The organism is Bradyrhizobium sp. 137, assembly GCF_023074095.1.
Lineage (GTDB): Bacteria > Pseudomonadota > Alphaproteobacteria > Rhizobiales > Xanthobacteraceae > Bradyrhizobium.
The window spans coordinates 1-16,553 of record NZ_JADPKU010000122.1 but is presented as its reverse complement, the minus strand read 5'-3'; the positions used below and the strand labels follow the sequence as shown (position 1 = coordinate 16,553).

The 16,553-nt window shown below is 63.9% G+C and carries 15 protein-coding genes and 1 pseudogene; 5 read left to right on the top strand and 11 right to left on the bottom strand.

Going from position 1 to position 16,553, the window contains the following annotated elements; translation table 11 throughout:
- Positions 1–71: 71 nt before the first annotated feature.
- Positions 72–2,171, top strand: coding sequence for a S9 family peptidase (locus tag IVA78_RS30590; RefSeq protein WP_247469165.1), 2,100 nt, complete (start codon positions 72–74; stop codon positions 2,169–2,171).
- Between the two features lie 253 nt (positions 2,172–2,424).
- On the opposite strand, the gene IVA78_RS30585 is transcribed toward IVA78_RS30590, so the two are convergent.
- The 5 genes from IVA78_RS30585 to IVA78_RS30565 all read right to left on the bottom strand — a co-directional run bounded on the left by IVA78_RS30585 (position 2,425) and on the right by IVA78_RS30565 (position 7,639).
- Entirely contained in the window at positions 2,425–3,144 is a 720-nt protein-coding gene (locus IVA78_RS30585) for a ribonuclease activity regulator RraA (protein WP_247469161.1), read from the bottom strand.
- Positions 3,145–3,244: 100 nt separating this feature from the next.
- Complete coding sequence (gene araD / locus IVA78_RS30580) at positions 3,245–4,987, bottom strand: L-arabinonate dehydratase (protein ID WP_247469160.1); 1,743 nt, start codon at positions 4,985–4,987, stop codon at positions 3,245–3,247.
- A complete protein-coding gene (locus IVA78_RS30575; protein WP_247469157.1) occupies positions 4,984–5,847 on the bottom strand; it encodes an ABC transporter permease in 864 nt (287 codons plus the stop codon). The genes araD and IVA78_RS30575 overlap by 4 nt, the downstream gene beginning before the upstream one ends.
- Positions 5,848–5,858: 11 nt before the next feature.
- Positions 5,859–6,620, bottom strand: a complete 762-nt coding sequence (locus IVA78_RS30570) for an ABC transporter ATP-binding protein (RefSeq protein ID WP_247469155.1) — start codon at positions 6,618–6,620, stop codon at positions 5,859–5,861.
- Positions 6,620–7,639, bottom strand: coding sequence for an ABC transporter substrate-binding protein (locus IVA78_RS30565; RefSeq protein ID WP_247469153.1), 1,020 nt, complete (start codon positions 7,637–7,639; stop codon positions 6,620–6,622). The genes IVA78_RS30570 and IVA78_RS30565 overlap by 1 nt, the downstream gene beginning before the upstream one ends.
- A 94-nt stretch (positions 7,640–7,733) precedes the next feature.
- Here IVA78_RS30565 and IVA78_RS30560 point away from each other — a divergent pair, with 94 nt between their 5' ends.
- From IVA78_RS30560 to IVA78_RS30550, 3 genes are all read left to right on the top strand, one after another.
- Entirely contained in the window at positions 7,734–8,450 is a 717-nt protein-coding gene (locus tag IVA78_RS30560) for a GntR family transcriptional regulator (RefSeq protein WP_247469151.1), read from the top strand.
- Positions 8,451–8,636: 186 nt separating this feature from the next.
- The gene (locus tag IVA78_RS30555) at positions 8,637–9,065 is read left to right on the top strand and encodes a response regulator (protein WP_247469149.1); all 429 of its coding nucleotides are present in this window, start codon (positions 8,637–8,639) and stop codon (positions 9,063–9,065) included.
- On the top strand, positions 9,043–12,636 hold the full coding sequence (locus IVA78_RS30550) for a PAS domain S-box protein (RefSeq protein WP_247469148.1): 3,594 nt from the start codon (positions 9,043–9,045) through the stop codon (positions 12,634–12,636). The genes IVA78_RS30555 and IVA78_RS30550 overlap by 23 nt, the downstream gene beginning before the upstream one ends.
- A gap of 160 nt (positions 12,637–12,796) precedes the next feature.
- Here IVA78_RS30550 and IVA78_RS30545 read toward each other — a convergent pair whose 3' ends face one another.
- The gene (locus tag IVA78_RS30545) at positions 12,797–13,432 is read right to left on the bottom strand and encodes a response regulator (RefSeq protein WP_091897867.1); all 636 of its coding nucleotides are present in this window, start codon (positions 13,430–13,432) and stop codon (positions 12,797–12,799) included.
- 149 nt (positions 13,433–13,581) lie between these two features.
- On the opposite strand from IVA78_RS30545, the gene IVA78_RS30540 reads away from it, so the two are divergent.
- Positions 13,582–13,869 (top strand): hypothetical protein, encoded by a 288-nt coding sequence (locus IVA78_RS30540; RefSeq protein WP_247469146.1) that lies wholly within the window; start codon positions 13,582–13,584, stop codon positions 13,867–13,869.
- A gap of 180 nt (positions 13,870–14,049) precedes the next feature.
- Here IVA78_RS30540 and IVA78_RS30535 read toward each other — a convergent pair whose 3' ends face one another.
- From IVA78_RS30535 to IVA78_RS30515, 5 genes and pseudogenes are all read right to left on the bottom strand, one after another.
- Complete coding sequence (locus tag IVA78_RS30535) at positions 14,050–14,553, bottom strand: response regulator (RefSeq protein WP_247279754.1); 504 nt, start codon at positions 14,551–14,553, stop codon at positions 14,050–14,052.
- Between the two features lie 140 nt (positions 14,554–14,693).
- A complete protein-coding gene (locus IVA78_RS30530; protein WP_011083221.1) occupies positions 14,694–15,011 on the bottom strand; it encodes a hypothetical protein in 318 nt (105 codons plus the stop codon).
- 2 nt (positions 15,012–15,013) lie between these two features.
- Positions 15,014–15,892 carry a protein-glutamate O-methyltransferase CheR gene (locus IVA78_RS30525; RefSeq protein ID WP_247469144.1) on the bottom strand — a complete coding sequence of 293 codons (879 nt, stop codon included), beginning with the start codon at positions 15,890–15,892 and terminating at the stop codon, positions 15,014–15,016.
- Positions 15,893–15,953: 61 nt separating this feature from the next.
- On the bottom strand, positions 15,954–16,340 hold the full coding sequence (locus IVA78_RS30520) for a response regulator (protein ID WP_027577509.1): 387 nt from the start codon (positions 16,338–16,340) through the stop codon (positions 15,954–15,956).
- A gap of 32 nt (positions 16,341–16,372) precedes the next feature.
- A pseudogene (locus IVA78_RS30515) lies at positions 16,373–16,553 on the bottom strand (chemotaxis protein CheW); the annotation flags it as partial.

The window sequence follows — 16,553 nt, the reverse complement described above, 5'->3', positions numbered from 1 at the left end:
TTCTTGATGGATGCGCGGGTCAAGCCCGCGCATGACGATCTGGGTTCCGACGAGACATGAACGAGGATCGAGTGACACAGGCCAAAATACCTTCCCAGCCGCCCGTCGCCCCGCGCCGGCCGCATCCCTTCACGCGGCACGGCATCACCGTGACCGACGACTATGCCTGGCTGAAGGACGAGAGGTGGCAGGAGGTTTTGCGCGATCCCAGCGTGCTCGATCCCGACATCCGGAAATATCTGGTTGAGGAGAACGTCTACACCGAGAGCCTGCTTGGCCACACCGCCACTCTCCAGAAGACGCTGGTTCGCGAGATGCGGGGGCGGATCAAGGAGGACGATTCCAGTGTGCCCTCGCCCGACGGACCCTTCGCCTATTTCCGCCGGTTTCGCAAGGACGGGCAGCACGAGCTGTTCGGCCGCATGCCGCGTGACGGCGGCGACGGCCAGATCGTGCTCGACGGCGACGCACTCGCCAAGGACCACAAATACTTCAAATTCGGCGGCAGCCGGCACTCGCACGACCACAAGCTCCAGGCCTGGAGCGCCGACACCAAGGGCTCCGAATATTTTTCGATCCGCGTGCGTGATTGGGCTACGGCCAAGGACCTTGACGATATTGTCGAGGAGACCGACGGCGGCATCGTCTGGAGCAAAGATTGCAAGAGCTTCTTCTATGTGAAGCTCGACGACAATCATCGGCCGATGCAGGTGTGGCGGCACAGGCTCGGCACCAAGCAGGCCGACGACACACTTGTCTATGAGGAGCAGGATGCCGGCTGGTTCACCCACCTGCACGAGAGCACCAGCGGCCGCTTCTGCGTGATCGCCGGCGGCGACCACGAGACTTCCGAGCAGCGACTGATCGACCTCGCAAATCCCGAGACGCCGCCGCGCCTGGTCGCAGCGCGCGAAGAGGGCGTGCAATATTCGCTGGCCGATCGCGGCGACGAGCTCTTCATTCTCACCAATGCCGACGAAGCCATCGACTTCAAGATCGTCACGGCGCCGCTTCGCGCGCCCGAGCGCAAGAACTGGCGCGACCTGATCCCGTATCGTCCCGGCATCTACATCATCGACCTCGATCTCTATGCCGGACATCTGGTACGGCTCGAGCGCGCCAATGCGCTGCCGGCGATCGTGATCCGTGATCTCGCCTCGAACGAGGAGCACGCCATCGCCTTCGACGAAGCCGCCTATTCGCTGGACACGATGGGCTCCTACGAATTCGAGACGACAAATCTGCGTTTCGCCTATTCGTCGATGACGACGTCGTCGGAGGTCTATGATTACGACATGGTCAAGCGCACGCGCACCTTGCGCAAGCGTCAGGAGATTCCGTCCGGCCATGATGCCGCCGACTACGTCACCACGCGCATCATGGCAAAGGCGCATGACGGCGCCGAGGTGCCGGTGTCGATCCTGCATCGTCGTGGGCTCACGCTCGACGGCTCGGCGCCGCTGCTGCTCTATGGTTACGGCTCCTACGGCATGGCGATGCCGGCCTCGTTCAGCGCCAACCGGCTGTCGCTGGTCGACCGCGGCTTCGTCTATGCCATCGCCCATATCCGTGGCGGTGCCGACAAGGGCTGGGGCTGGTACCTCGACGGCAAGCGCGACAAGAAGACGAATTCGTTCGACGATTTTGCCGCCAGCGCCCGGGCGCTGATTGATGCGAAATACACCAGCGCCAAACGCATTATCGGCCATGGTGGCTCGGCCGGCGGCATGCTGATGGGCGCGGTCGCCAATCGCGCCGGCGAACTGTTCGCCGGCATCGTTGCCGAAGTGCCGTTCGTCGACGTGCTCAACACCATGCTCGACGACACGCTGCCGCTGACGCCGCCGGAATGGCCGGAATGGGGCAACCCGATCGAAAGCGAGAAGGATTTTCGCACCATCCTGTCCTACTCGCCTTATGACAATATCGCGGCGAAGGACTATCCGGCGATCCTGGCGATGGGCGGATTGACCGATCCGCGCGTCACCTATTGGGAGCCTGCCAAATGGATCGCGCGCCTGCGCGCCACCATGACCGGCGGCGGCCCGGTGTTGCTGCGTACCAACATGGGCGCCGGCCATGGCGGCGCCTCGGGCCGCTTCGACCGGCTCGATGAAGTCGCGATCGTCTACGCATTCGCACTGTGGGCGGCGGGGATGGCGGAAGCGTGATCTTCTGCCTCTCCCCCTTTCCGGCAACCATATGGCGTTTAGCGCGACCCGGGCGCGCGCCTCGTCCTTCGAGATGACCGCTTCGCGGTCTCCTCAGGATGAGGCTAAGCAGCGTTGGTGCTCGTTGAACTGCCGCCGCACACTCGCTTCCTCATCCTGAGGGCCCGCCAACGGCGGGCGTCTCGAAGGATGGCCACAGACGAAATCGCTCCTATGTGCCATTGCCCGACCGCAACCGGGACAAGCGAAGAAATTAGCGCCCGTTCTTCGTCCGCCACTCCGCGAAATCAGTCAGCGTCTGCGGGTCTGTCGCGGGGTAAAGACCAAAGATGCCGCGGCCTTTGCCGACTTCCTCAGTGACGAAGTCCTCGAATGCCGTCATCTCAAACGTCTCGTTGGCGATCTCGTCGGCGAGATGCGCGGGGATGACGATGACACCGTCGGAATCGCCGAGAATGACGTCGCCGGGGAACACCGGCGCATCGCCGCAGCCGATCGGAACATTGATCTCGATTGCCTGATGCAGTGTCAGATTGGTCGGCGCCGAGGGGCGGTGATGAAACGCGGGGAAGCCGAGCTTTGCGATCTCGGCGGAATCGCGAAAGCCGCCATCGGTGACGACACCGGCGACGCCGCGCTTCATCAAGCGAGTCACCAGGATCGCTCCTGCCGAGGCCGCGCGCGCGTCCTTGCGGCTGTCCATCACCAGCACCGCCCCGGGCGGACAATCCTCGACCGCCTTGCGTTGCGGATGGGAGCGGTCCTTGAAGACGTCGATGGTGTTGAGATCCTCGCGCGCCGGCATGTAGCGCAGCGTGAAGGCCTCGCCCACCATGGCCGGCTGGTCGGGACTGAGGGGATGCACGTCCTGGATCATTTGGATGCGCAGGCCGCGTTTGAACAGCGCGGTGGCGACCGTGGCGGTGGAGACGGATTTGAGCTTGATGCGGGTCGTTTCGGAAAGTTTGGTCATGGCGTGCTTTCTCTCGTTCGTCATTCCGGGGCGCGAAGCGAGCCCGGAATCTCGAGGTTCCGGGTTCGATGCTTCGCATCGGCCCGGAACGACGGTGAAACTAGTAAATCGAAGGCTCGCCGACCGGCGCGCCGAAATCTGTCTCGAGGAAGTCGAAGTCGCAGCCATCATTGGCCTGCTTGATGTGTTTTGTGAACATCCAGCCATAGCCGCGCTCGAAGCGAGGCTCGGGCTGTTTCCAGGCGGCGCGGCGCTTTTCCAGCTCGGCTTCGGGGACATCGAGATTGATGGTGCGCGCGGCAACGTCGAGCGTGATGCGATCGCCGTTCCGGACCAGCGCCAGCGGGCCGCCGATATAGGATTCAGGCGAAACGTGCAGGATGCAGGCGCCATAGCTGGTGCCGCTCATGCGTGCATCCGAGATGCGCACCATGTCGCGCACGCCCTGCTTCACGAGTTTTGTCGGGATCGGCAGCATGCCCCATTCCGGCATGCCCGGTCCGCCCTGCGGCCCGGCATTGCGCAAGATCAGGATGTGATCCTCGGTGACGTCGAGATTGGGATCGTCGACCGCCTTCTTCATCGCGGGATAATCGTCAAACACCAGCGCAGGTCCGGTGTGCTTGAGGAAGCGCGGCGCGCAGGCGGAGGGCTTGATGACGCAGCCGTCGGGCGCGAGATTGCCCTTGAGCACGGCGAGCGCGCCTTCCTTGTAGATGGGATTGTCGACCGAGCGGATCACATCGGCATTGTGGACCTCGGCGCCCTCGATGTTCTCGCCCAGCGTCTTGCCGGTGACCGTGACGCAGTCGAGATGCAGATGCGGCTTGATCTGGCCCATCAGCGCCGGCAGGCCGCCGGCATAGAAGAAATCCTCCATCAGGTACGTATCGCCGCTCGGCCGCACGTTGGCGATCACGGGTACCTTGCGGCTCGCGATCTCGAAATCGTCAAGGCTGATGTCCTGGCCGGCGCGGCGGGCCTGAGCGATCAGATGGATGATGGCATTGGTCGAGCACCCCATCGCCATCGCGACCGCAATCGCGTTCTCGAACGCCTGGCGAGTCTGGATCGTCTTCGGCGTCAGATCCTCCCACACCATCTCGACGATGCGGCGGCCGCATTCGGAGGCCATGCGGATGTGGTTGGCATCGGCGGCCGGAATCGAGGACGCGCCGGGCAGCGTCATGCCGATCGCTTCCGCGATCGCCGTCATGGTCGAGGCCGTGCCCATGGTCATGCAGGTGCCGTAGCTGCGGGCAATGCCGGCCTCGATATCGAGCCAGTCCTTGTCGGAGATTTTTCCGGCGCGGCGCTCGTCCCAATATTTCCAGCCGTCTGAGCCCGAGCCGAGCGTCTTGCCCTTCCAATTGCCGCGCAGCATGGGACCGGCCGGCAGATAGATCGCCGGGATGTTCATCGAGGTTGCCCCTAGCAGCAGCGCCGGCGTCGTCTTGTCGCAGCCGCCCATCAGCACCACGCCGTCGACGGGATGGCTGCGCAGCAATTCCTCGGCGTCCATCGCCAGCAGATTGCGGTAGAGCATGGTGGTGGGCTTGAGCAGCGATTCCGACAGCGACAGTGCCGGCAGCTCCAGCGGCAGGCCGCCGGCCATCAGGATGCCGCGCTTGACGTCGTCGACGCGCGACTTGAAGTGCATGTGGCAGGGCTGCGCATCCGACCAGGTATTGAGGATCGCGATGATCGGCCGGTCCTTCCACTCTTCCGGCGCGTAGCCCATCTGCATGGTGCGAGAGCGGTGGCCGAACGAGCGGAGATCGTCGGGCGCGAACCAGCGCGCGCTGCGGAGCTGGTCGGGCGTTTTCTTCTTGTTCTTGGTCATGATTGGGTGCCCCATTTCTGGACGGTGTTCCGCTCGATGGCGCGGAAGATCAGGTTCTCGACAAAGAGCCCGATGATGATCACGGTCAAGAGGCCTGCGAAGACGGCAGGAATGTCGAGCAGATTGCGGTTCTCGAAGATGAACCAGCCGAGCCCGCCCTGGCCCGAGGACACGCCGAACACCAACTCGGCCGCGATCAACGTGCGCCAGGCAAACGCCCAGCCGATCTTGAGGCCGGTGAGGATCGAGCCGAAGGCCGCGGGTATGAGGATCTTGGCGACGTAAGGCAGACCGCGCAGGCCGTAATTGCGGCCGACCATGCGCAGCGTGTTGGACACGCTCTTGAAGCCGGAATGGGTGTTGAGCGCGACCGGCCACAGCACCGAATGGATCAGCACGAAGACGAGACTGCCATTGCCGAGGCCGAACCAGATCAGCGCCAGCGGCAGCAGCGCGATTGCCGGCAACGGGTTGAACATCGCCGTCACGGTCTCGAGGAAGTCGGTGCCGATGCGGGTCGAGATGGCGAGCACGGTAAAGATCGCGGCCAGCACGATGCCGGCCGAGTAGCCCATGAACAGCACCTTCAGCGAGGTCCAGGCCCGCATCGGAATGGTGCCGTCCTTGACCCGCTCGAACAGCGTGACGAAGGTGTCGTGCAACGTCGGAAACAGCAGGGGATTGTCGAGGGTGACGCCGTAGGCCTCCCAGACCGCCGCGAGGAACAGAATAATAACGGTCTTGCGGACGAAACCGTCGTTCCACAGCAGCTCAGGCACGCTGAGCTTGCGCTCGACGTCGCCGGCGCCGGTAGATGCGGCAGCCGAAGCGTCGCGCAGCAGGATTCTCGCTTCACCCATCAGAGACTCCCTCAATGCGCCACGGCTTCGGAGGCGAACAGGAGATCGTGGATCTCCTTCTCGAGCCGGCCGGCGCTGCCGTCGCCATTGGAGACCTTGTCGACATCGACCACCTCGGCCTTGACGCGGCCGGGATGCGGCGACAGCAAGAGGATGCGGTTACCGATGCGGATCGCCTCCGCGATCGAGTGGGTCACGAACAGCACGGTGAACTTGGTTTCGCTCCAGAGCTGGAGCAGCTCGTCTTGGCAGGTCCGGCGCGTCAGCGCGTCGAGCGCGGCGAACGGCTCGTCCATCAGCAGGATGTCCGGCTCCATCGCCATGCCGCGCGCGATCGCGACGCGCTGTTTCATGCCGCCGGAGAGCGTGTGCGGATAGGCATCGACAACGCGGGTGAGGCCGACCTTTTCGATATAGGCTCGCGCTTTCGCCTCGGCGTCCTTGCGCGACAGCTTTCTCGCAGTGAGCAGCGGGAACATCACATTGGCGAGCACGGTCTTCCAGGGCAGGAGCTGGTCGAACTCCTGGAAGATCATCATGCGGTCGGCGCCGGGACCAACGATCTCGCGGCCGTTGATGGTCATGCGGCCTTCGCCCGGAATCATGTAGCCGCCGACGGCCTTGAGCAGGGTCGACTTGCCGCAGCCGGAGGGACCGAGCAACACGAAGCGATCGGACCGATCGACGGTGAAGCTCACTTTTTCCGTGGCGGTGACGACGGTACTGGAGGTCTTGTAGCGCAGCGTCACGCCGCTGACGTCGAGCAGTGCCATCAGTTGCCCTTCAGATCGTGGGCGACGGGAAGATAGTAATCCGTCCAGGCCTTGGGCTGATTCTTCAGCGTTCCGGTCTTGTAGAGATGGGCGGCGAATTTCATCGTGCCCTGCGGCTCGAGATTCCACTCCATCATGCCGGGCTCCTTCAGGAGATCGAGCAGCTCTTCCACCGATGTCTTGTCGCCGGTGATCTCCTTGTAGATCTCGACCGCCTGCTTGGTATCGCTGCGGATCAGATCCTGCGCTTCCTTGGTGGCGTCGCGCACGGCCTGGATGATTTTTGGATTGGCGTCGGCAAACTTCGTCGTGGTGAAGAATTGGGCCTGGCTGAGCGGTCCGCCCATCACGTCGGGCGACGACAGCACCACATGCGCACCCGGCACGTTCTTCAGCTCCAGGAAGGTGAAGGGCGGGATCGAGAAGTGGTTGTGCACCTCGTGCTTCGGGTTGGACAGCGCCGCATAGGCATCGGGGTGACCGAGCTGCACGGTGCTGGCATCCAACTTCGACCATTGGTCGGGAGCAAAAGCCTCGGCGGCCGCGATCTGAAGCACGATCGCCTGGGTCGAAACCTTCACGGTCGGCACCGCGATCTTGTCGCCCGGGCCGAAATCCTTGATCGACTTGATGTTGGCGTCGCGGCTGATCAGCGTCATCGGCTGCGCCGAGGTGGCGACAATGCCCTTCACGCCGCCGCGGGTGCGATCCCACAGCAGCAGCAGATTGCCGGTGCCGGTGTTGAGGATGTCGACGCCGCCGGCGAGCAGCGCGTCGGTCTGCGCCCCGCCGCCGGAGAAGGTGATCCATTTGGTGGTGACACCGGATACGCCGCGGGAAGCCGCGTGCTTCTCGATCAGCTTCAGCTTCTCCATGATGTGGCTCGGCATGTAGAAGATGCCGGGCTGACGCGACAGCGCGATTTCGGACTTCTGCTGAGCCTTGGCCGGCGAGCCCGCCAGGGCGATCGCGGCGATCAAGACGATGGCTGCAAACCCACTCTGCAATTGCTTCATCATTGTTGTTCGTTTCCTCCGGCCGCCATTGACGTGCGATAGTATTGATGCACTAATGCATTAGTACATCAATGGCAAGCCCGCCGGAGCCGTCGCCATGGAATCAGCCCATCCCGCACCCCGTGCCGCCGCCCGCGCCGGCGCGCGGCTCGACCGGGCCCGGCAGGCCGCGCCGCAGGTGTTCGAGCGGCTGCGCAACGCGATTCTCGCGCTCGAGCTGCCGCCGGGCGCGCCGCTGTCGCGCACCGATCTCGCAGCGCAATTCGGCGTCAGCTCGACGCCGATCCGCGACGCCCTGATGCGGCTGGAGGAAGAAGGGCTCGTCGACGTGTTTCCGCAGCACGCGACCGTGGTCAGCCGGGTCGATGTCGGTCGCGCCGAGCAGGCGCATTTTCTGCGCCAGGCGCTGGAGCTCGAAATCGTCCGTCTGCTCGCGGAAAGGCATGACGCGGCTCTCGTCACCCGCCTCGACCACGCGATCGCGCTGCAGCAGCAATTCGCCAAGGCCGGCGACTTCGAGAGCTTCATCGCCGGCGACAATGATTTTCATGCGCAGCTCTATGCGGCCGCCGGCAAGCAGGAGCTCTGGACGCTGGTGCGCAGCCGCAGCGGACATATCGATCGACTGCGACGGCTGCATTTGCCCTCGCCTGGCAAGGCCCAGAACATCGTCCGTCACCACAGATTGATCACGCGCGCGATCGAGGCTGGAGACGCCGAGGCCGCGCAACAGCATTTGCGCATGCATCTGTCGGGCACGCTGAGCGAGCTGGACAAGATTCGAAGCCGCTATCCCGAGTATCTGACCGACTAGAAGTCCCGAGCTGGGCCCCTTATGCACGAGAGCATGCATATAGTCGGCGGGATCGGTTGGCCTCGAACGGAATGGTGTCGCTCGCGAAGTGCTTGCAGGCTGGGCAGAATCCGCGCAACAATTTCGTGTTTGATGATTTGATTTGGGCCGCTGGGAATGTTCCATCCGGTCCGGAGGATTTCAGACGTGGCCAACATCCTGATCGTGGATGACGACGCGGCCGTGCAGATCACGATCCGGCTGCTCCTTGAGAGGGCCGGTCATCACGTCACCGTCGCCGGCGATGGCCGCAAGGGACTAGCGCTGTTCGAGGCTAGCCGGTTCGACCTGTTGTTTCTCGATATTTTCATGCCCGGCATGAACGGGCTGGAAACGATGCGCCACATCCGGGCGCTGGCCCCGGCCATCCCGATCATCGTCATTTCCGGCCGTTCGGCCGCGCCGGACGCCTATGCGGAGCCGGATTTCCTGAAGATGGCAACCAAGCTCGGCGCAGAGGCAAGCCTGCAAAAGCCGTTCCGACCAGGCGCACTGCTCGCGGCGGTCGATGGTTGCCTAGGCACGGCACAGGCGGCATCGCTGGGGAATCCCGATGTCAGCACCGGCCAGCGATGACAAGGAGCTTCATTCCGTTACAGGCCGGAACCGCGGCCATTCGGGAGGCGGTGCGAATATCCCCATGACGCTCGCAACGCGGCTTGCCATCGCGATGATCCTGCTGGTGGCGGTGACAGTGGCCGCAGTCGGATGGTTGGGCTATCGAAACACCACCCAGGCCGTCATTCCGCGGGTGCTGGAACGCGTCGAAGCCCAGTCACGGCTGCTGGCGACCAATCTCGAATCCTACGTTGCCGGCGCGCGCGGCGATCTGCTCGGCTACCGCTCTGCCGCAGCCATCAACGGCCTGATCCGCGCTCACATTGGTGGAGGCATCGACCCATCCGACGGCGTTTCGGAACAAACCTGGCGCGAGCGCATCGCAGCGCGGCTCGCCGCCGAAATCGACGCCAAGCCCAGCTATGGACAGTTTCGCATCATTGGTCTGGACGACGACCAGCGCGAGCTGGTCCGCGTCGATCGCTCCGGCCCGAATGGAAAGGCGCGGATCGTCCCCAGCGACGAATTGGAGCGCAAGGGCGAACGAACCTACTTCCAGGAGACGATTCGACTGGCGGCGGGTGAAATCTATGTTTCCCCGATCAATCTCGCCACGCGCCAGGGGGGAACCACCGCCTCCCACGTTCCGACGTTGCGCGTCGCCACACCCCTGTTCACGTCGGACGGCAGGCCGTTCGGCATCATCATTGCGAATATCGACATGCGTCCGGCCCTCGAGCGCGTCCGAGCGACCGCTGCCTCAGGAGGAGAGATCTACGTCGTGAATTCGCGCGGCGACTATCTCGTCCATCCCGATCGCACGCGGGAATTCGGCGCATTGCATGATCGTCCCAACGACTGGCGCAAGGATTTTCCATATTTTGCAGCCTTGGCCGGGACGCTGGAAGGATCCACGCGGCTCATGACCGACGGATCGGGCCGCCCGAGCGGGGCGGCCATCGCGCCGGCGCTGCTCGTGGGCAAGGAATGGGTTGCGATCATCGAGACGATTCCCCCGCCGGTATTCGGCCTCGTGCCGGCAGCCATTCAAAGGACGTCCTTGCTCGTCGGCGGGCTTGCCGTGCTCGCTGCGGCTTTACTCGCGGTGCTCCTGGCGCGCTCGCTGACGCGCCCGATCGGGCGCCTGACCGCGGCCGTGGAAGCCATCGGCGACGGGCGTCCCGCGGACATACCGGTCGATGCCAGCGGCGAGACCGGCGTGCTGGCACGGGCCTTTGCCCAGATGGTTGAGGAGACCCGGGCGAAAACGGCCGCGCTCCAACGCGAGATCGAGGAGCATCGCCGCACCGAGGCAGCCCGAAGCCATCATGCGGCGCGCGAGCGCTTGTTCAGCGCCGCAGTGGAATCATCCGACGATGCGATCGTGATGCAGACGCTCGATGCGATCATCACGGGCTGGAATCCGGCTGCCGAACGCCTCTACGGCTATTCGGCGGACGAGGCGATCGGGAAATCCACCGCGATCATCGTACCTGCCGATCGCCGCGAGCAGGGCAAGCTCTATTTGCAGCGGATCGCCCGGGGCGAACCAATAGAACGGTTCGAGACGGTGCGCTTGCGCAAGGACGGCACTCCGGTCGAGATCTCGCTCAGCCTCTCGCCGATCAGGGGACCGTCGGGCGAGATCGTCGGTGCCTCCGGATCTGCGCGCAGCCTCACCGAGGCGCGGCGGGCCGAACGGGCGCTGCAGCAGCAGCTCGAGGAGCGGCGGCAGATCTTCGAGACGTCGCAGGACCTGATCATGGTGATGGACGCGCACGGCCACATCGCGCAGATCAGCCCGAGCAGCGAGGCCATTCTCGGCTACCCGCCGGAGGAGATGATCGGCCGCAACGGCGCCGACTTCGTTCATCCCGACCATCTGGAGCAGTCTCGCCAGAACATGCGCGTGATGCGGCGCGGCGAGCGGCCGAAGCTCGCTGATACGCGCTGCTTCCACAAGAACGGACACGAGGTCTGGCTGTCCTGGCTCGGCAACTGGTCCGAGCAGGCGCAGCGCTTCTTCTTCGTCGGACGCGACATGACGGAGGCGCGGCTCGCGCAGGAATCGCTGCGCGAGAGCGAACGTCTCGCCCGCAACATCGTCGAGACCTCGCTCGATGCGTTCGTGCAGACCGACGAGACCGGCAGCATCCTGAACTGGAATTCGCAAGCCGAACGGCTGTTCGGCTGGCGCCGCGACGAGGTGCTCGGCAAGAACACGATCGATCTGATCGTCGCCGAAAGCGAACGCGAAAGGGTCTGGACCGGCCTGAAGCACTTCCTGGAAAACGAGGGCGACAGGACGTTGAATCGGCGCCGCGAGCTAATGTGCCGCCGCCGCGACGGCAAGGAGTTCAGGGCCGAGCTCAGCGTCACCGCGCTGAAGCGCCGCGAGGGCCTGCTGTTCAACGTTTTCTACCGCGACCTCACCGATAAGATCGCCGCCGAGGAGCGCATCCGTCATGCCGAGAAGATGGAGGCCGTCGGCCAGCTTACCGGCGGCGTGGCGCACGACTTCAACAACATCCTCACCGTCATCACCGGAACCATCGAGATCCTGGCGGAGGCGGTCGAGAAGGAGCCGCAGCTCGCGGCCATCACCAAGATGATCGACGAGGCGGCCGCGCGCGGCGCCGATCTGACCCAGCACCTGCTCGCCTTCGCGCGCAAGCAGCCGCTCCAGCCGCGCGAGGTCGACATCAACTCGCTGATCGTCGACACCGCGAAACTGCTGCGCCCGACGCTGGGCGAGCAGATCCAGATCGAATCGGCATTCGAGGACGAGAGCTGCGTCGCGATCGTCGATCCCAACCAACTCACCACCGCGATCCTCAACCTCGCGCTCAATGCCCGCGACGCCATGCCAGGCGGCGGCAAGCTGATCCTGGAGACGGGCGCCGCCTATCTCGACGAGGTCTATGCCAGCGCCAACGACGTACCGCCGGGGCACTATGCGCTGATTGCCGTGAGCGACACCGGCACCGGAATCCCTGCGAACATGCTGCCCAGGGTGTTCGATCCCTTCTTCACCTCGAAGGGCCCGGGCAAGGGCACCGGACTCGGACTCTCAATGGTGTACGGCTTCATCAAGCAGTCCGCTGGGCACATCAAGATCTACAGCGAGGAAGGCCACGGCACCACGATCAAGATGTACTTGCCGCCGGGCAAGACACCGACGGCGGTCGGCGAGGGTGTGACGGCGGCGCCAATCGAGGGCGGGCACGAGACCATCCTTGTGGTCGAGGACGACCGGCTGGTCCGTGACTACGTATTGGCTCAGCTGCATTCGCTGGGATACGTCACCTTGCAGGCCGCGAACGCGGCCGAGGCGCTCGCGATCGTCGCCGCAGGCAAGCCGTTCGACCTCCTGTTCACCGACGTCATCATGCCCGGCAAGATGAACGGACGTCAGCTCGCCGACGAGCTCCAGAAGACCCGCCCCGATCTCAGGGTAGTCTACACGTCCGGCTATACCGAGAATGCGATCATCCATCATGGCCGGCTGGATGCGGGCGTGCTGCTGCTGGCCAAGCCTTATCGCAAGTCCGATCTGGCGCGGATCATCCGAAAGGCATTGAGCGAGTGAGGCATGTTCGCGTGTCCCAGATAAGTGCGCAACGTAGAACGCTGCGCCGCAGAGTCGGAACCCAGAAACTTCTTGCGATCAGTTGAAAAGATGGACACCGGCTCGGCAGCGCATCACTGCGTGACGCGCTGGGTCCGGGGCACGAAAGAGAGATCTCGTCCTACGAGGCGCGCTGGGCTGCGGTCATCACGATGCGGATCAGGTCGGCGGCATTGCGCGCGCCGAGCTTCTTCATGATGTTGGCGCGGTGGTCCTCGATGGTACGCGGGCTGATGCCGAGCGTACGGCCGGCTTCCTTGTTGGATGCACCGGAGGCGAACTGCTCGAGCACCTCGCGCTCCCTGCGCGTCAACGGCTCGCGTCCGGGGAAATGCAGCGAGCCGAATTTCGGCGACGCGTTCTCCGCCTGCCGTCGTGCATAGGCGCCGATCGCCTCGTCTAGTCGGCCGACAATCTCGCTGCCGCGGAATGGCTTCTCGATGAAGTCGAGCGCACCGCTCTTGATCGCGCCCACCGCCATCGCGATGTCGCCCTGCCCGGAGATCATGAAGATCGGCGCCGGATAGTCCTCGCCGTGCAATTCCTTGAGAATGTCGAGGCCCGACTTTCCGGGAATATGCACGTCGAGCAGGATCGCAGCCGGTGTGCGGTTTCGGGCGACGGAGAGCAGCGCTGCGCCGTCCGCAAAACAGATCACCTCATAGCCCGCCGCCTTCAACACCATCGACAAGGTGTCGCGAACGGCAGGGTCGTCGTCGACCACGAAGATTTCACCGCGAGAGCTTTGTTCGGCCATGTGCCACATCCGGTTGGCATGAAGGACTCGCGTCCGCGCCAACCGTTATGGCGTTCGGCGCGGATTCGGCCCACCCGTATTTGTACGGGACACGGACTTAACGCACAAGTAGCGGCATGGCGCCTAATTGCAGAGGACGGAGAATATCCATGCTAAATTTGGCCGATACGCCGCCGTTGGTCGCAACGCCCGAAGTCGAGAGCCGTGAGCTGATTGCGGCTGACCTTCGCTTGCTGATCGCGCAGATCGAGACCAGCATGCGCCGGATCGCCGCAGCCATGGATCAAGAACACGGCGATGATCCGGAAAGTTCCGCGGACGTCTTCATCCTCGACGACGTCACGCCCCCATACGCCAGCGCGAGCGCCGCCCTCGGCGCCTGCCGGGCCGGGCTTCGCCACGCCCTGCAATGCCTATCGGAATCCAGCGACGTATAGGATCGCGATCAGCGCGGCGGCGCAGCCGCCACATCCGATCGCATGGCAGCTCCGCAGCTAAAGCGCGACGAGATCAGGATCAATCGTCATCGCGCCTTTAGGCTGTTGTTTGAGCATGATCTTTTCGGATGACCGCTTCGCACTTTGCGCTAACGCGGCCCTTCGGGTCCGGATCATGCTTCAGGCGCGGTGCCGTTCCACGATCGCCTCGGTGGCGACACCACCCCAAGTATGGATTGCGGGCAAGCCCATCGCGGTCTTGCTGAGATTGGCGAGGCTGATGCGCAGGGCCGCGAGATCCAGTGGCTTCGGCAGGCTCTGGAGCTCGATCCCGACGGAACGGGCGAAGCTGCGGGCGGCACTGCGGCGCTTGCCGTCCATACCGCTGATCACGATCACAGCGCCGGCGAATTTCGCCTCTTTCATCTCGCGCAGCACGTCGATTCCGTCGCCATCTTCCAGCACGAGATCGAGCGTCACGCAGTCGAAGCGCGCGGCGCGGAGCTTCTTGATCGCTTCCGCCACCGACGGCGCCACGGTGACTTCGTGGCCGGCCTGCTTGGCGGCGACCGTGATCAGGCTGCGCTGCGTGGCATCGTCATCGACCACCAGGAGCTGAAGCGCACGCCGCTCGGCGACGTCGGGCAGGTTTGACGGGATCGGAGAGAGAGAGCTTCTGGGCATTGCCGTATCCTGAGATTGAGACCAGCAATGGCTACACGGCTCGCGCTTAGACGACGTAAAGCTGCTTCGGCAAATTGGTTCGGATGTTTCAGCAAATGTAAAGCAACGTGGCGGAAAGCGCGGCGGCAGCCACGCCCTGATCAGGCCGCGGCGTCATGGCCGCCGGCCGCGCCGCGCTTCTTCCGGTTCTTGCCACGCAGGAACTGGATGTCCATCTCGGCGCCGTTGACGCGCACCAGCTCGCAGCGGCGGTAGGCGAGGCCAGTTGACGACAGCAGCAGGAAGAACTCTTTCAGGTTCAGCCCCTGGATCGAGCCTTCCACCGTGAGGATGGCGTCGGTATCGGAGATCGCGTTGAGCTTGCAGTCGCGCCGCCAGGTACCGTCGATCGCCATGATGCAGACGTCATAGCCACGGCTGAACGTCACGCGCTCCGCACCTTTTCCATCCTCGGCCATGCTTAGCGTCCTGCCATCACCGCGAGGCGCGGGGCCGCGCCGGCCAGAGCCGGCTTGGCTGCCGCCGTGCGCGGATCGTTCGGCTTGTAGAGGCCGCGCCGTTCCGCAATCGGCCTAAACGTGTCGGTCAGCCCGACCACGGTCTCGGCCGCACCCAGCACCAGGAAGCCATCGGGCTCGATCTGGCGCGCCAGACGGTTGAAGATGTTGATCTTGGTGTCCTGGTCGAAATAGATCAGCACGTTGCGGCAGAAGATCACGTCGAAGGTGCCGAGCTGGGCAAAATCGTGCAGCAAGTTGAGCTGCCGATGCTGGATCATCGCCCGCAATTCGGGATTGATCTGCCAGGTCTCGCCGGTCTGCTTGAAATATTTGACCAGCATCTGGATCGGCAGGCCACGCTGCACCTCGAACTGGCTGTAGACCCCGGCCTTGGCCTTTTCCAGCACCTCCTGCGACAGATCGGTCGCGATGATCTCGATGCGCCAGCCGGTGAGGGCCGCGCCCATCTCCTTGAGGCACATCGCCAGCGAATAGGGCTCCTGCCCGGTCGAGCCGGCGGCGCACCAGATGCGCACGCTGCGGCGGCCGGCGCGCGCCTTGATGACCTCGGGCATGATCGTGTCGCGGAAATGATCGAAAGGCACCTTGTCGCGAAAGAAGAAGGTCTCGTTGGTGGTCATGGCTTCGACCACGTCGGTGATCAGCGGGCGCGAGCCGGCTTGCAGCTTCTGCACAAGCTCGGCGATGCCGGAGAACCCGGCCTTGCGGGCGAGCGGCAGCAGGCGGCTTTCGATCAGATATTGCTTGTCTGCGGATAGGTCGAGACCGGAATTATCCTTTAGGAATTTGCGCAAATACTCATACTCAGTCGGCGTCACTGATGGCCTCTTCGAAACTGTACAGGGGACACTCTGGCCAAAACACGCGGGCCAGACACACTCAGACCATGGCTTGTCCGACCGGGATCAAACCAACTTCAGCGAATTTATCGGCGATAATGTCCTTGTCGAAGGGCTTCATGATGTACTCGTTGGCGCCGCCGCTGAGCGCCTGGGCGATATGAGCCACGTTGTTCTCGGTGGTGCAGAATACCACCTTGGGCTGGTCGCCGCCGGGCAGGCGACGCATGTGGCCCATGAACTCGAAGCCGTCCATCACAGGCATGTTCCAGTCGAGCAGCACCGCATCGGGCAGCTTGCGCTGGCAGATTTCGAGCGCCTTCGACCCGTCCTCGGCCTCAGTGACCTCGAACTCGAGACCTTCCAGGATCCGGCGCGCGATCTTGCGCACGACACTGGAATCATCGACCACCAAACACGTCTTCATTTCGGTTCTCCGGCTTCGATGTTTCGGTTGGCTCACGCAGCCATTTGCACTTTGGTTTCGAGCTCGAGGACGCGATCGACGTCGAGGACGACCATGAGCTGGCCGTCGAGGCGGTGGACGCCGCCGGCGAGCTTGGCCATGCGGGGGTCGAGGTTGACGGGGTTGTCTTCCTTGCCGTCCTCGGGCAGGCGCAGCACCTCGCCGATCTGGTCG

Excerpts from the sequence above, each read along its gene's own strand:
- IVA78_RS30570 (WP_247469155.1), bottom strand. The coding sequence starts at position 6,620 with ATGGCACTGCTCGACGTCAGCGGCGTGACGCTGCGCTACAAGACCTCC.
- IVA78_RS30550 (WP_247469148.1), top strand. The coding sequence starts at position 9,043 with ATGTCAGCACCGGCCAGCGATGACAAGGAGCTTCATTCCGTTACAGGC.
- IVA78_RS30545 (WP_091897867.1), bottom strand. The coding sequence starts at position 13,432 with ATGGCCGAACAAAGCTCTCGCGGTGAAATCTTCGTGGTCGACGACGAC.
- IVA78_RS30565 (WP_247469153.1), bottom strand. The coding sequence starts at position 7,639 with ATGATGAAGCAATTGCAGAGTGGGTTTGCAGCCATCGTCTTGATCGCC.
- IVA78_RS30540 (WP_247469146.1), top strand. The coding sequence starts at position 13,582 with ATGCTAAATTTGGCCGATACGCCGCCGTTGGTCGCAACGCCCGAAGTC.
- IVA78_RS30560 (WP_247469151.1), top strand. The coding sequence starts at position 7,734 with ATGGAATCAGCCCATCCCGCACCCCGTGCCGCCGCCCGCGCCGGCGCG.
- IVA78_RS30530 (WP_011083221.1), bottom strand. The coding sequence starts at position 15,011 with ATGGCCGAGGATGGAAAAGGTGCGGAGCGCGTGACGTTCAGCCGTGGC.
- IVA78_RS30575 (WP_247469157.1), bottom strand. The coding sequence starts at position 5,847 with ATGGGTGAAGCGAGAATCCTGCTGCGCGACGCTTCGGCTGCCGCATCT.
- IVA78_RS30535 (WP_247279754.1), bottom strand. The coding sequence starts at position 14,553 with ATGCCCAGAAGCTCTCTCTCTCCGATCCCGTCAAACCTGCCCGACGTC.
- IVA78_RS30520 (WP_027577509.1), bottom strand. The coding sequence starts at position 16,340 with ATGAAGACGTGTTTGGTGGTCGATGATTCCAGTGTCGTGCGCAAGATC.
- IVA78_RS30585 (WP_247469161.1), bottom strand. The coding sequence starts at position 3,144 with ATGACCAAACTTTCCGAAACGACCCGCATCAAGCTCAAATCCGTCTCC.
- araD (WP_247469160.1), bottom strand. The coding sequence starts at position 4,987 with ATGACCAAGAACAAGAAGAAAACGCCCGACCAGCTCCGCAGCGCGCGC.